The organism is Bacteroides timonensis (assembly GCF_000513195.1).
GTDB classification, from domain to species: domain Bacteria; phylum Bacteroidota; class Bacteroidia; order Bacteroidales; family Bacteroidaceae; genus Bacteroides; species Bacteroides timonensis.
This window is the reverse complement of sequence record NZ_CBVI010000012.1, coordinates 137,685-153,408: the sequence shown is the minus strand read 5'-3', so window position 1 is coordinate 153,408 and position 15,724 is coordinate 137,685. Positions and strand designations below refer to the sequence as shown.

General features: G+C 44.4%; 8 protein-coding genes. 7 read left to right on the top strand and 1 reads right to left on the bottom strand.

All coding sequences use genetic code 11. The features are described from left to right. Nucleotides 1-51 precede the first annotated feature (51 nt). The 6 genes from BN161_RS04040 to BN161_RS04020 are packed head-to-tail and all read left to right on the top strand — an operon-like array spanning nt 52 to nt 9,926. Nucleotides 52-3,021 (top strand): SusC/RagA family TonB-linked outer membrane protein, encoded by a 2,970-nt coding sequence (locus BN161_RS04040; RefSeq protein WP_044263326.1) that lies wholly within the window; start codon nt 52-54, stop codon nt 3,019-3,021. Nucleotides 3,022-3,050: 29 nt separating this feature from the next. Continuing rightward, the gene (locus BN161_RS04035) at nt 3,051-4,625 is read left to right on the top strand and encodes a RagB/SusD family nutrient uptake outer membrane protein (protein ID WP_044263325.1); all 1,575 of its coding nucleotides are present in this window, start codon (nt 3,051-3,053) and stop codon (nt 4,623-4,625) included. 11 nt (nt 4,626-4,636) lie between these two features. Beyond that, the gene (locus BN161_RS30350) at nt 4,637-5,005 is read left to right on the top strand and encodes a SusE domain-containing protein (protein WP_244436410.1); all 369 of its coding nucleotides are present in this window, start codon (nt 4,637-4,639) and stop codon (nt 5,003-5,005) included. A gap of 1 nt (nt 5,006) precedes the next feature. Beyond that, nucleotides 5,007-6,356: a DUF5114 domain-containing protein gene (locus tag BN161_RS04030; protein ID WP_244436409.1), complete on the top strand. Its 1,350-nt coding sequence runs from the start codon at nt 5,007-5,009 to the stop codon at nt 6,354-6,356. Nucleotides 6,357-6,368: 12 nt separating this feature from the next. Continuing rightward, nucleotides 6,369-7,442, top strand: coding sequence for a glycoside hydrolase family 53 protein (locus tag BN161_RS04025; protein WP_044263324.1), 1,074 nt, complete (start codon nt 6,369-6,371; stop codon nt 7,440-7,442). Nucleotides 7,443-7,451: 9 nt separating this feature from the next. Further along, complete coding sequence (locus BN161_RS04020; protein ID WP_044263323.1) at nt 7,452-9,926, top strand: glycoside hydrolase family 2 TIM barrel-domain containing protein; 2,475 nt, start codon at nt 7,452-7,454, stop codon at nt 9,924-9,926. A 51-nt stretch (nt 9,927-9,977) separates the two neighbouring features. Here the strand turns inward: BN161_RS04020 and BN161_RS04015 are convergent, their stop codons facing one another. Next, complete coding sequence (locus BN161_RS04015) at nt 9,978-11,528, bottom strand: ATP-binding protein (protein ID WP_044263322.1); 1,551 nt, start codon at nt 11,526-11,528, stop codon at nt 9,978-9,980. 1,163 nt (nt 11,529-12,691) lie between these two features. Between BN161_RS04015 and BN161_RS04010 the strand changes: the two genes are divergently transcribed. Next, nucleotides 12,692-15,724: a SusC/RagA family TonB-linked outer membrane protein gene (locus BN161_RS04010; protein WP_044263321.1), complete on the top strand. Its 3,033-nt coding sequence runs from the start codon at nt 12,692-12,694 to the stop codon at nt 15,722-15,724.

The following is a 15,724-nucleotide window of genomic DNA, read 5'->3' as shown; positions in this document are numbered from 1 at the left end:
GAAAGATTTCTTTAGATTTGATTATGTAACACTTTAAAACAAATACCACGTATGAGAAACAAAATCTTAAGTTTTCGCGTCACAGCGTTCTTTTGCCTGCTGTGTATCGCATTGTTAGGAACTGTCAGCCCGGCCTTCGCACAAGAGGGAAAGAAAATAACCGGGCATGTTGTAGACGACACGAACGAACCATTAATCGGCGCCAGTATCCTGGTAGTAGGTACCAGTACGGGTGTAATCACCGACCTTGATGGAAATTTCAACATCATTGTTCCTCCGGGAGCTACCGCCTTACAAATATCTTATGTAGGCTATGAAACAGTAACTGTACCTGTGCCAAGCGGTAACACTGTAAATGTGAAGATGAAAAGTGACTCTCAGATGTTGAGTGATGTGGTTGTCATCGGTTACGGAACAACCCGCAAAAGTGACCTGACGGGATCTGTCTCCAACGTCAGCAGCAAGGATTTCAATTCCGGACTGATTTCTTCGCCCGAACAACTGATTAACGGTAAAGTATCGGGTGTACAGATTATGAGTAATAGTGGCTCGCCCACAGCCGGAAGTACCATCCGTATCCGTGGAGGCGCTTCGCTGAATGCTAGTAACGACCCGCTTATCGTATTGGATGGCGTACCCCTTGAAACGGGTGGTATCAGTGGTAATGACGGTAACTTTCTGGCATTAATCAATCCGAGCGATATCGAAAGCAAGACTATCCTGAAGGATGCTTCTTCCACCGCCATCTACGGTTCGCGTGCATCAAACGGTGTTATAATTATTACTACCAAGAAAGGAAGCACCGACCGTATGAAAGTAAGCTTTACGACCACTAACTCCATACAAACCCTTACTAAACTGACCGATATGCTCTCACGCAAAGAGTTCATCAATATTGTCAGCACCCAAGGCTCGGATGCACAGAAAGCCTTGTTGGGTAATACCAACACGGATTGGAACGATGAAATCTATCATAACGCTTTCGGTACGGACAATAATCTCAGCCTGTCCGGCCGTTTGGCAAAGAACTTTCCTATCCGTGTGTCAATGGGTTATTATAACCAGGATGGTTTGGTAAAGACGGACAATGCAGAGCGTATCACAGGCAGTGTATCCTTATCTCCCAGTTTCTTTGACGACCATCTGAAACTGAACTTCAATGTGAAAGGTTCGCGCAACGACAACCGTTTCGCCAATTCAAATGCCATTTGGAATGCAGCAACTTGGAACCCTACCATCCCGGTTTATTCGGGCAACGATACGTTTGGCGGATACACCGAGGCCACTGACAATGTAGGGCAGTTGGTCACAGGTGGTACGGTCAATCCCCTGGGGGCTCTCAAGCAATATAAATCAACCAGCCGTGTCTCCCGCCTGGTCGGTAACTTTGATGTAGACTACAAAATGCACTTCCTGCCCGAACTGAAGTTCCATGCCACTTTGGGTTACGACTATGCCAAGGGGGAAGGGCAGATATACGTTCCGGCTGAGGCAGCCCAGTATGAGACAACCCATGGACGTGATTATAAATATGGTCCGCAAAAGAACACCAATCGCCTACTGACTACCTATTTCAATTATAATAAATACTTCGATTCCTGGAAGAGCAGCATTGATGCCACTGTGGGATACGATTATCAACACTGGAAGAGTACTTCCCCTCAATATAGTGAACTGAGCACACTCGGTGAGGTACAGAGTACGACTGCCGCTTCTGACGAGCGCCATGTGCTTCTTTCTTACTATGCGCGTCTGAACTATACTTTCAATTCACGCTATATGCTGACGGCTACCATGCGTCGTGATGGTACCTCCCGTTTCAGCAAAGACAACCGTTGGGGTACTTTTCCCTCTGTAGCCCTGGCCTGGAGAGTCGGTGAAGAAGATTTCTTGAAAGATAATGCAGTGTTGAGCAACCTGAAACTTCGTGCCAGTTACGGTGTCACCGGTCAGCAGGATGGCATTGGCAACTATAATTATCTGCCCGTTTATACAGCCAGCCAGAGCGGGGCGGAAGCACAGTTCGGCAATCAATATATCACCACCTACCGTCCTGAAGCTTATGTCTCTAATTTGAAATGGGAGACTACTACCGCCTGGAATGCTGGTTTTGACTTTGGCTTCCTTGAAGACCGTATTACCGGTAGCTTTGATTACTATACCCGCCAGACCAAAGACTTGCTGGCTACTGTTGCCTCTCCCGCCGGTACTAATTTCGATAAGAATATCCTGACCAATGTGGGCAATGTAGATAGTCAGGGTATTGAAGTTTCCCTGAACGCCAGTCCCATCCAAAGCAAGAACTGGAACTGGGATGTCAGCTTCAACATGACTTGGCAAAAGATGAAAGTCAAAAACCTTTCTTTGGTAGAAGGGGGAGCGACTACCAATATCTCTGCCGGAGCTTCGATTGACGGACAAAATGTACAGGTGTTGAGTGAAGGCTATGAACCTTATATGTTCTACGTCTATAAACAGCTTTATGATGCCGAAACCGGTAAACCCATCGAGGGAGCTTATGCTGACCTGAATGGGGATGGTGAGATAAACTCAGGTGACCTCTATCGCTATAAATCACCTACACCCGACTTTATCTTCGGCTTCAGTACTTCGCTGAACTATAAAAAGTGGACGCTGAGCACCAGTCTTCGTGCCAACGTGGGGAACTATGTATATAACGGTATGGCTATGAACACCGGTGCCTGGGAGACGATGAGCTATAATGCCGTCCAGTTGAATAATGTGCATAGTAGTTACCTGGAAACCAACTTCCAGAGACGTCAGCACTTGTCGGACTATTATGTAGAGAACGGTTCATTCCTGAAAATGGATAACCTGTCACTATCCTACAACTTTGGCCGTGTATGCCGCTGGCTCAGTTTGAATGCCAGTGTCATGGTGCAAAACGTATTTTGCATAACCAAGTATTCGGGTGTTGATCCGGAGGTACCGAGTGGAATGGATTCTTCTTTCTATCCCCGTCCGCGTACTTACTCACTCAGCCTGGGATTTGAATTCTAATCTTTACCATTAAAAACAAGACATATCGTATGAAAAAGATATTCTATACCGTACTGCTTTTTGCCGGTACACTATTTACAACCTCATGTTTGGACGACCTCAACCAGTATCCGCATACGGAAACTACTTCGGCTGATGTCTATACGTCCGCAGCCAACTATAAAGCCGTCTTAGGAAAACTTTATGTGTCTTTCGTCATTGCCGGACAAGAAAAAGGCGGCGGAGATAAAGACCTTGACAGTAACTTTGGCCACGACTATATGCGCTGTTACTTCAATATGCAGGAGTGTGGCACCGATGAGGTGGTTTACACCTGGCTGGGAGGTGACAAAATGAGTGGGCTTACTTACTTGAGCTGGGATGCCAATGATGCATGGGTGTCCGATACGTATTATCGTATTTACTATACCATAGCACTTTGCGATGAATTTTTGCGTAATGCCACCGACGGGCAGATAGGAAAATTCAGTGAAAGTGAGCAGGAGGAAATTTGCCATTATCGCGCCGAAGCCCGTTTTCTCCGTGCATTGGCATACTATCATGCACTCGATCTTTATCGCAACATACCTTTCGTTACCGAGAATGATCCTGTAGGCGGCTATCTGCCGCCGCGCTACACTGCTACGCAAATGTTCGAATACCTGGAGACGGAATTGAAAGATGTGGATGCAGACTTGCTGGATCGCACAGAAAGTGAATACGGCCGTGCCTGCAAACAAGCCGCTTATGCCCTGTTGGCACGCTTATATCTCAATGCGGAAGTTTATACGGGTACTGCCCATTGGACAGATTGCATCACCTACTGCAACGAAATCCTGAAAGCGGGTTATACGTTGGAAGGTGATTATGCCAAACTGTTCAATGCCGACAACCATAACCGTACCAACGAAATCATCTATGCTTTTCCGGTGGATGCAACACACACCGTATCGTGGGGAGCGACTACTTATATCATCTGCGGAGGCGTGAACAATACTTCCGATACTCAGGTGCCTGCCGATTACGGTGTATCTTCCGGTTGGGGTAATTTCCGTCTGCGAGGCGAACTTCCCGATCTTTTCAGTGATGGCGATGGCCGGGGGATGTTCTATACTGAGGGGCAGACCAAAACGATAGATGTAGTGGAAAGCCAAGCCCATGGTTATCTTCCGGAGAAATGGACGAACCTGACCGATACGGGCGAAGCCGCTTCCAATACAAATGACGGTGGTGTGAATACCGATTTCCCGGTTTTCCGTCTGGCGGATGTCTATCTGATGCTGGCTGAGGCTGTGGTGAGAGGTGGAGAAGGTAGCAGCCGTTCCGTGGCTTTAGGCTATGTCAACGACTTGCGCAGACGTGCCTTTGGCAACGATTCGGGGAATATTACCGACGGACAGCTGACCGCCGACTTTATTCTTGACGAGCGTGCCCGCGAACTCTATCTGGAGTGTGTTCGCCGCACGGATCTGATACGTTACGGCAAGTTTACCACTTCCAGCTATCTGTGGCAGTGGAAAGGTGGTGTGATGAACGGACAGGCAGTAGACAACAAATATAACATTTATCCTATTCCGTCCACAGAACTGACGGCTAACCCGAATCTTTATAACGAAAACTATTAATTCTATACTATATGAAGACAATGAAGAATCTCCTTCTCCTTCTTGCAGCAGTCTTTAGTTTTGCCTCTTGCGAAAAGGATGAAGACAAAATATATCTGAGCAGTATTCAATCCGGTGAATTGGTTGCAACGGAAAGTGCAGTCGTCTTGTCGCAGGCAAACAGTAATGACATTGTCCTGTCTTTGGCATGGACGAAAGATGCCTTGCAGATCAGCGACCCTGCTTTGTCGGCTATTGATGTGACCATCCAGACCTTGCAGGTTTCCACTACTCAGGATTTCTCGGGTGTGGTGAGCGAAAATGTAGAAACTTCCCTCTCGAAGGCTTATACCCGGTGCTGCCTTAAATGCTCTGGCCAAGAATATCGGTGCCAATCCTGATGTGGCGAATAACGTTTATTTCCGGCTTGCTGCGCAGACGGGAAAGAATATGACCCCTGTTTACTCTAATGTAGTTACAGTAGCGGTTACTCCCTATACGATTGACATGAGTCTGGGGTATATTCTTAATGCCGATAAGGCAGAAACCGGTGTGACACTCTATTCGGCAGCTTCCGACGGACAATATCTGGGTTTCATGGGAGCCACTGCCTGGTACAACTTCTTTATGAAAGAAGGGGATGGAACGGTTTGGGGTAATGATGGCGTAACTGGAACGGCCTTCCTGATGTCTTCGGAAGAATCCTCCTGGAACTTCTGGTTCCCCGGAATGGGCGGTTGTTATTATGTGGATGCAAACACTAACAAGAAAGCTTGGTCGACCCTTTACATACCGTCTCTTACGCTTACAGGCGATGTGGCAGGTACAATGACTTTTGATCGTCCGAATGTGAAATGGACGTATGCATTTAATGCTGCACAGGCGGGAAATATTACATTCAAGGTAAACGGAACCGGTCGTCTATACGATTCTTCTACGGGTACCGAGGGTTCGGATAGTGATGCCAACTTAGGAATTGAAACTCCTGTAAGTTTTGCGCAAAACGGAGAAAATCTTATCTTTGGCGGAGAAGCGGGTAATATCACTGTAAATGTTCCGGCAGCGGGAGAATGTACTTTGGTTATTGATTTGAGCAATCCGAAACAGTGGACGGTAGAAGTAACCAGTGGCAGTGCCGAGCCCGAACCGGTGAGAGAGACCCTTTATATGCTGGGCATCAGTGAAGGAGAAGGCGACTGGAACTTCAATAACTACCTGCGGCTTTATGATGAGGATAATCTGGGATATGCCGGTGTGGCGGCTGTTAATTCTCCCTGGGGATATCAGATTGCGATAGAAGAAGGTAATTGGGGTGATGTTTATAAATTGGGCGAAGGCGACGCCAATGCCGGAACGTTAGCTTTTAATGCAGAGAATAATATTCCTGCACCGGATGGCGGTCTTTACTTCTTTGATGTATCATTGAAAGCGTTGACTTATAAGCTGACGGCTATAGGCAATGAAATCTATGTTGCCGGTCTCAACAAACTGGAAGATGAAGACTGGACTTTTGAGCCATTGCCCGCTGCAGCTACTAGTGGTGTATATAGTGGCAGTATCACTATCACACAACCGTCTGCCTGGGGATTTAAGATTTATCTTTTTAACGGAGACTGGAATTACGTGTATGGCGGAAGCGCCGGAAAGCTCTATTATAAGAGTAATAACGGCATCACGGATGATGCCACACTGGCACCGGGCACATACACTCTGACTGTAGATCTAATTAATGCAACCTATACTATTGAATAAAAGATATCGATTATGAAATTAATGAATATATTATTAGCCGGCTTGCTCCTTTGGGGAGCAGCCGCTTGCAGCGATGATGATAAACCGACATTTCCCGAAGAACCGACTTATGACATGACCGGATTTGCCAAAGGCGCCGATGTCAGTTGGCTGACGCAGATGGAAGCGTCGGGAAAGAAGTTCTACAACGCTTCCGGACGTGAAACGGAGTGTATGACCTTATTGCGTGACCTGGGCATGAACTCCATCCGCCTGCGTGTATGGGTGAATCCTTCGGATGGTTGGTGCAATAAGAGTGATGTTGTGGCGAAAGCCTGGCGTGCCCATCAACTGGGTATGCGGGTGATGATTGACTTCCATTACAGTGATGTATGGGCAGATCCGGGTAGCCAGTATAAGCCTGCCGCCTGGGTGGGACTTTCGCTTGATGAACTGAAGACAGCAATTGCCGACCATACCAAAGATGTGCTGAATGCCTTGAAAGAGAAAGGTATTACTCCCGAATGGGTGCAGGTGGGTAATGAGATTACTCCCGGTATGTTGTGGGATGAGGATGCCACGGTGAGTGGTGCCACCTATGACGTTCCGAAGGAGGGCGTGACTTATGCGAAAAATGAGAAGAACTTTGCAGATTTTATCACAACCGGTTCGAATGCAGTGAAAGAGGTATTCCCCAATGCAAAAGTTATTGTACATTTGCATGATGGAAACAACAACGGTACCTATCGCTGGATATTCGATATTCTGAAAGCCAATAATACTCCTTATGATGTCATAGCTATGTCCCTTTATCCCGGAACAGATAACTGGCAAGAGATGGTTGCCGCCTGTGTGGCCAATATGGAGGATATGGTGAGCCGCTATAATAAGGAGGTTATGATTGCCGAAGTCGGTATGCCGTGGGATGAGCCTGGGATCTCAAAATCTTGCCTGACCGAGCTGATTGCCAAATCTAAAGCAATCGAACAGTGTCTCGGCATCTTCTATTGGGAACCGCAGTCTTATGGCAGTTGGAACGGATATACGTTGGGAGCTTTTGATGAAAGCGGTAAACCGACTGTTGCACTGGACGCATTTAATCAATAATATACCATCATGAAAAAACTATCGACTTTATTCTTAATGACCTTACTCGCTGCCTCCCTGCAAGCGCAACGCAGCGAGTCTCTTCTTGAGAAGAACTGGAAATTCACCAAAGGCGAAGTTCCGGAAGCTATGAAACCGGAGTTTGACGACCGCAAGTGGGAAACCGTAACCGTGCCTCACGATTGGGCCATCTTCGGTCCCTTCGACCGCAGCAACGACTTGCAGGAAGTAGCGGTGACACAGAACTTTGAGAAGAAAGCCTCTGTCAAGACCGGACGCACAGGAGGGCTTCCTTATGTGGGTATCGGCTGGTATCGTACAACTTTTGATGTCACTGCCGATAAACAGACCACTCTTGTTTTTGATGGAGCCATGAGCGAAGCTCGTGTTTACGTCAATGGGCAGGAAGCCTGTTTCTGGCCGTTCGGTTATAATTCTTTCCATTGCGATGTCACTTCTCTTTTGAATAAAGACGGTAAGAACAATACTCTTGCTGTTCGTTTAGAAAACAAACCGCAGTCTTCCCGTTGGTATCCCGGAGCCGGGCTTTATCGTAATGTGCGTGTAGTGACTACCGAGAAAGTGCATGTTCCCGTATGGGGCACGCAACTGACTACACCTCATGTTTCCGATGAATATGCTTCAGTTTGTTTGTTAACTACCATTGCCAATGATGAGGGGAAAGATATCCGTATCGTTACGGAGATTATTTCACCGGATGGTAAAGTCGTAGCAACTAAGGATAACACCCGTAAGATTAATCACGGTCAGCCTTTTGAGCAAAACTTTCTGGTTGATGCACCTTGTTTGTGGTCACCGGAGACACCTTATTTATATAAGGCAGTTTCTAAAATCTATGCTGATGGCAAACAAACGGATGAATATACTACCCGTTTTGGTATCCGCAGCATAGAAATCATAGCTGATAAGGGTTTCTTCCTGAATGGCAAGCACCGTAAATTTCAGGGTGTGTGCAATCATCATGATCTTGGGCCGTTGGGCGCGGCTATCAATGTTGCCGCTTTACGCCGCCAGCTTACTATGCTGAAAGATATGGGCTGTGATGCTGTCCGTACCTCCCATAATATGCCTGCGCCGGAATTGGTGCAACTTTGTGATGAAATGGGATTCATGATGATGCTGGAACCTTTCGATGAGTGGGACATTGCCAAATGTACAAACGGCTATCACCGTTACTTCAATGAGTGGGCGGAGCGCGATATGATAAATATGTTGCATCAATATCGTAATAATCCTTGTGTTGTGATGTGGAGCATTGGCAATGAAGTTCCTACCCAATGTAGCCCCGAAGGTTATAAGGTGGCTTCTTTCTTGCAGGATATCTGCCACCGCGAAGACCCGACGCGTCCCGTAACTTGTGGTATGGACCAGGTGACTTGTGTCTTGAAGAACGGCTTTGCCGCCATGATTGATGTTCCCGGTTTCAACTATCGCGCACATCGTTATTTGGAAGCTTATGAACAACTACCACAGAACATTGTGCTTGGTTCGGAAACATCTTCTACTGTCAGTTCTCGTGGTGTATATAAATTCCCTGTAGAGAAACGCGGCGATGCAAAGTATGAGGATCATCAATCTTCAGGCTATGATCTGGAACATTGCTCCTGGTCTAATGTGCCTGATGAGGACTTTGCCCTTGCCGATGATTATGACTGGACTATCGGGCAGTTTGTCTGGACAGGCTTTGATTATCTGGGTGAACCCTCACCTTATGATACGGATGCATGGCCGAGCCATAGCTCGCTGTTTGGCATCATCGACCTTGCCAGCCTGCCCAAAGACCGTTACTATCTGTATCGCAGCCTTTGGAACAAGCAAGCTAATACTCTCCATGTCCTTCCTCACTGGACTTGGCCGGGTAGGGAAGGGGAGAACACTCCTGTGTTTGTCTATACGAGTTATCCGTCGGCCGAGCTTTTTGTTAATGGTAAGAGTTTTGGCAAACAGCGTAAACTCACTGCCGAAGAGAGTGAAGCTTTGCAAGGCAAAGATGCTCTTGCTTTGCAGCGTCGTTACCGCCTGATGTGGATGGATGTTCCTTATGAACCGGGTGAAGTGAAAGTGGTCGCATACGATGCTTCCGGCAAATCCGTAGAGGAAAAAGTAATCCGTACCGCCGGCAAACCTCACCATCTGGAAGTGATTGCCGACCGCAACCAACTTACAGCCGATGGTAAAGACTTGGCTTATATCACCGTTCGTGTAGTTGATAAAGACGGTAACCTATGCCCTGCTGACAGCCGACTTGTTAATTTCTCCGTGAAAGGTGCCGGTCGTTATCGTGCTGCTGCTAATGGTGATGCTACTTCGCTCGACTTATTCCATTTGTCGAAGATGCCCACCTTCAGCGGTCAGTTAACGGCAATTGTGCAAACGGCTGAACAACCCGGCGAAATCGTTTTTGAGGCTAAGGCTAAAGGGGTGAAATCTGGTAAGATTGTGCTGAGGTCTGTTACAGAGTAAAAAAAGAGGGCATCACCACATTTGAAAGTGAAGTGATGCCCTCTTTTTTTATTATTCTACCACCCATTTTTCAATGTTCCGGGTTTTCTCACTGAAGTTTACTCCTATTTTAAACAGTTTCCGTTCATCCATCTCGAAAGGAAGCGCATAATGCTTGTCATTAATTTGCTGCAAAGCTTCTTCGGCAGTGCCTTCTAATTTGAATTCCATGATATAGATGAATTTATCTGTCTGCAATACGAGGTCGATGCGTCCGTCGTTTGTATTATATTCTACTTGGGTATAGAAACCTATCAATTTGAAAATAATGAAGAGTACATTTTCATAATGTAATTCTTGCTCGCGGATTACTTCGTAAGTGGTATCTGCAAAGAAACTTTGTAGGCGGCGGAAGAAGGAGTTATAATCTCCCGATTCTACTTCACGAACAAATTTCTGAATAGCAAATGGAGTTTCTACTTTGTTGACGTTTGTATAGAAAGGCAAGAGGAAACGGATAAAGCCTTCCTCTACTTCGCGATTGGGGAATCCTAAGCGATACATACCAAAGCGCTCGTCATATCCTTTGATGGTAAGATATCCGCTTTGATAAATCACCGGAATAGGATTGGTCGATTCAGAGTCTATGCTGTTCAGCACCTGAGCATCGGTTTCTTCGTGTGCCATTCGTTCGAGGTCGTAATGATGCTTCTTGAGTAACTTCACTAAGTAGGTAGGCGTTCCCGTCTCAAACCAATAGCTTCCGAATTCTTTGCGTTTGAAGGCGTTGAGCAGGCTGAAGGGATTGTACATACCAATGGAATTATGCGTAAAATGATAACCGTCATAATTCTCCTTGAGTTCGGTGCAAAACTTATCGTATGTCACTCCCCGGGCAGCGGCAAATTCATGAAGTTCAGCTTCCAGGTTATCGTGAATCTCCCGTTCGCTGATGCCGCAGATTTCAATGTATTCATTCCACATTGATATGTCGTCCAAGTTGTTCAGGTCACTGAATACACTGACTTTTCCGAATTTTGTCACTCCTGTCAATAAGGCAAACTTGATGCAACCATCCATCGTTTTGAGTGCTCCATAAAATGGCTTCAAGGTGTTCCTGAATTGTTTTTGCAGTTCTTCATCACCAATGGCTTGCAACATGGGCTTATCGTATTCGTCTACCAGGATAACAACGCGCTGCCCTGTTTGTGCATAGGCACGTTCTATGATACCTGCAAAGCGTAGGGAGAAAGAACGTTCGGACGGTTCGGTGCCATAGAGTTTTTCCCATGCAGTCAGTGATTTCTCAAGTATATTGTCCAAACTCTCCGGTACATCATACTTCTCGATATTGAGGTCGAGATGCAGTATCGGATGCTTTATCCAGTCTTTTTCTAACTTTTCCATAGCCAGCCCGCTGAATAATTCCTTTTTCCCTTGAAAATAGGCTTCCAACGTAGAGATGAGCAGACTCTTGCCAAAGCGGCGCGGGCGACTCAGGAAGTAGTAACGTCCGGTTTTTGCCATTTGATAAATTAAAGCCGTCTTGTCAATATAGAAATAACCGTCTCGACGGAGGCTTTCGAAGTTCTGTATTCCTATGGGATAAATCTTATTGCTCATATTTTTCTGTTTTTGCACATCAATACACAAAAGTACTGATTTCTGTTTTATTCTCGGTATTAAAAAGGAAAATTTAATATAGCCTTGTCAAAGCCGTACCCGGTCCGCATCATCTCCGCGTTTATAGGAAGCGAACTGATACGGAGATGGTACGGAGCAGATACGCAATCTGCCATTTACAAGAAGTTAGGAGTTTGTCGACAGGAAGTTAACTTCTTGTTGACAAACTCCTAACTCCTTGTTGACAGAATATTAATATCTTGTAATCTCTTGATAATCAAAAAGAATTACTCCTTGCGCAAAGAATGATTTGTATATAAATATCATGTATGACTACTATAGCGTTCGGAATAGAATTCTTGAATTCAATGCACTGAGTGTGTGTTTACTCAATGCTTGATGCAAGACTATAGTGGCTTCTTTGTCATTTTGACAAATTGTATTTTAAGTTGGCTGAGAATCCATTGTTTCTGTCCTGATGCTGGTGAAAGCTGAAATATGCGAATGGAAGTAAGCAAGTGACAGATTGATTGAGGAATATCGAAATACTTACATTTATTCTGGAGTAGAATATCCCTTGAAAGTTACTCTTATAAGTGAAAAGCGTGATGCAAATAAGTGCTTCAGCCGGAAGTAGTAACCCTTTTGCCCATAAGTAGTAACCATATCACCTATAAGTAGTAACCATATTGCCCATAAGTAGTAACCCTTTTCTGCATAAATAGCTTTTATAATAGTAAGTATATGCAATAATGACGAATTTTTATTCCTTGTTTATTCATAGAATATGCTGGAATGCAGTATTGAATTTTTGTTCGTGTTATGGAATATGTGCAAATGTAATCATTGTGAGGACAAATTGTGAAATTGGTTTTCTTTTTGATATTTCATGAAGTTTTCCCCATTTGAAAATGCTTAATATATCTATCAGATCTTCTTTTGAAATATAGATTCTTTATCTGGCTGTAGTTGTGCAATTCCGTGCAATCGTTTGCACTGTTGCTATTGCATATTTCTTATCTTTCTTGTATTTTAATATTTTTATAAAGCATATTTTTGTTGCGTCATGTTATAGATACCTTATAAAGGAAAAAGCAATCGAAAGATAATTTCGAATAATAAATATAGGTAATTAATATTGTTAACTTTAATTTTTTAAATGCATGAAGCAAGTTAATCTTAGAATCTGTCGAATGATTCTTCCCCTATTAGTAGGGTTATTCTTGTCTGTAGGCGTTTATGCACAGAACATCACCGTGAAAGGGCATGTAAAAGATGCCACGGGGTTGGAAGTGATAGGCGCAAATGTCGTAGAGAAAGGTAATACCTCTAATGGTACAATTACTGACCTTGATGGAAACTTTACGTTGACTGTTCCCAAAGGCGCTACATTAACAATATCTTTTATTGGTTATCAGACACAAGAGGTGGCAGCCGCTTCTATGGTAATGGTGACGCTAAAAGATGATGCGGAGCTCTTGAGTGAAGTTGTGGTTGTGGGATATGGTCGTACGAAGAAAGATGACCTTACAGGTTCGGTAACGGCAATCAAACCGGATGAACTCAGTAAAGGTATCACTAACAATGCACAAGACATGTTGGTCGGAAAAGTAGCTGGTGTTGATGTTATCACTGCGGGGGGTACTCCGGGTGCAGGTGCTCAGATTCGCGTGCGTGGTGGATCTTCCCTCAATGCCTCAAATGACCCGTTGATTGTAATTGATGGTTTGACTATCGATAACAATACTCCAAAAGGAATGAGTAATCCTTTGGCTATGGTAAACCCAAATGATATTGAAACCTTTACAGTTTTGAAGGATGCTTCTGCTACTGCTATTTACGGTAGCCGCGCTTCAAATGGTGTTATCATTATCACTACTAAGAAAGGTAAGAGTGGTTCTGCTCCCAAAGTCTCTTATAATGGTGACATGACGATTTCAATGATTCAGAAAAAGTATGATGTACTTAATGGTGATGAATTCCGTGTACTTGTCAATGACATTTGGGGAGATAAAGCCGGTGAGGTAGGTATGGGTAATGCTAATACGGATTGGCAGGACCAAATATTCCGCACTGCCATCTCGCATAGCCACAATGTCTCAGTATCCGGTGGTTTGAAGAATATGCCTTATCGTTTGAGTTTGGGATATAATTCTTCTGATGGTATCGTTGAAACTTCATGGATGCGTCGTGCCAACATTGGCTTGAATCTTTCTCCTTCTTTCTTCGACAATCACCTCAATTTGAAGATCAATGCCAAGTATATGTACGAGAAAGACCGTTATGCTGATGCAGGAGGTGCGATAGGATCTGCCCTTTCGATGGATCCCACGCAGCCTGTATATTTCGATGCAGATGATGCCCGTGCTCCTTTCTTTGATGGCTATTTCCAACATACACAGTCGCCTAAAGATTTCAATGCTGAGTGGAAATATACTAATAATCCCAATGCTCCTCAGAATCCTCTGGCTCTGTTGAAACTTAAAGATGTGCAGGCTGCTGCCAATGACTTTACAGGTAACTTTGATGTGGACTATAAGGTGCATGGTTTTGAAGATTTACGTCTGCATGCCAGCTATGGTGGACAGTATACGGAAAGTAAACAGGACGATATAATCTCCAAGTATTCTTATTCTAACAACTACTTTGGCTGGAATGGAATAACGCAGACTTATAAATATAGTGTTACTGCTAATGCTTATGCTCAGTATGTGAAGGAAGTAGGCGTTCATAATTTCGATATAATGGTTGGTGCTGAAGAAAGTCATTTCCACCGCAGTGGTTACGACTATGGTCAAGGTACCGATCCTTACGATGGTACTCCTCATGATGCCAAATTAAGAGAAGAACAAGCATGGGCTACACATAATTCTTTAGTTTCTTACTTTGGACGTCTGAACTATACGCTACTTAATAGATATATGCTTACAGCTACGTTCCGTGCCGATGGTTCTTCGCGTTTCTCAAGTGATAACAGATGGGGATATTTCCCTTCCGTGGCATTGGCATGGAAAATCAATGAAGAAGCATTTATGAAGAAGCTTACTTGGTGGAATGAGTTTAAACTCCGTTTAGGTTGGGGTATGACAGGTCAGCAGGATATTAATTCTGACTTCGGTTATGAAACTCACTATACTTCAAGTGACTCTTTCGCTCAGTATCCTTTTGGTGATACTTACTATGGCACTATGCGTCCGTCGGCTTACAATCCCGATTTGAAGTGGGAGACTACAACTACTTATAACGCCGGTTTAGATTTGGGTTTTCTGAATAACCGTATCTCAGCCAATATTGATGGTTACTATCGTGAAACCAAAGATTTGCTGAACTCTATTACTATTCCTGTAGGAATGCAGTTTGGTTCTCAATTGACAAAGAATATCGGTTCGCTGAAGAATTATGGTGTGGAATTCTCTATTAATGCTAAACCTATTGTTACTAAAGATTTTACTTGGGACGTGAGCTATAATATTGCCTGGAATCATAATGAGATTACTGACTTAGTGGATGGCGATGCCGGTTACTATGCATGGGCAGGAGATAAAATCAGTCGTGGTAACAATACTCTGATTCAGGCTAATACTGTAGGTAAAGCTACTAACTCGTTCTTTGTTTATCAACAAGTATATGATGAGAATGGCAAACCTATTGAAGGTATGTACGTAGACCGTGATGGAAACGGACGTATTGACAATGGTGACCGTTATTTTTACAAGAAGCCCTCTGCTGATGTTATTATGGGGCTTACGACTAAATTCCTTTATAAGAATTGGGATTTGAGTATGTCTTTCCGTGCTTCTATCGGTAACTATGTTTACTACGACTTCTTGTCGAATCGTGCAATGGTCAGCCAATCCGGTCTGTATTCCAATAGTGCCCTGCATAACTCTACTGCAGAGGCTGTAGCATTAGGCTTTACCGGTGTAGGAGTAGGTAACGATAACTATTTGAGCGACTATTTCGTACGTAATGCTTCTTATCTGAAGTGTTCGAACATCACTTTAGGTTACTCTTTCCCTGCATTGTTTAAGGTGGCTGGTCATGAAACATGTTCTGGCCGTGCATTCCTTACTGCTCAAAACCCTTTCATTATTTCTAAGTACAAAGGTATCGACCCTGAAGTGGCAAGCGGTATTGACTCTAATCCTTATCCGCGTCCTTTCAGTATTCAAATAGGCTTGAGCCTGAATTTCTAA

What these genes read in the sequence shown, in the direction of transcription:
- BN161_RS04040 (WP_044263326.1), top strand. Translation starts at nt 52, where the DNA reads ATGAGAAACAAAATCTTAAGTTTTCGCGTCACAGCGTTCTTTTGCCTG.
- BN161_RS04035 (WP_044263325.1), top strand. Translation starts at nt 3,051, where the DNA reads ATGAAAAAGATATTCTATACCGTACTGCTTTTTGCCGGTACACTATTT.
- BN161_RS30350 (WP_244436410.1), top strand. Translation starts at nt 4,637, where the DNA reads ATGAAGACAATGAAGAATCTCCTTCTCCTTCTTGCAGCAGTCTTTAGT.
- BN161_RS04025 (WP_044263324.1), top strand. Translation starts at nt 6,369, where the DNA reads ATGAAATTAATGAATATATTATTAGCCGGCTTGCTCCTTTGGGGAGCA.
- BN161_RS04020 (WP_044263323.1), top strand. Translation starts at nt 7,452, where the DNA reads ATGAAAAAACTATCGACTTTATTCTTAATGACCTTACTCGCTGCCTCC.
- BN161_RS04015 (WP_044263322.1), bottom strand. Translation starts at nt 11,528, where the DNA reads ATGAGCAATAAGATTTATCCCATAGGAATACAGAACTTCGAAAGCCTC.
- BN161_RS04010 (WP_044263321.1), top strand. Translation starts at nt 12,692, where the DNA reads ATGAAGCAAGTTAATCTTAGAATCTGTCGAATGATTCTTCCCCTATTA.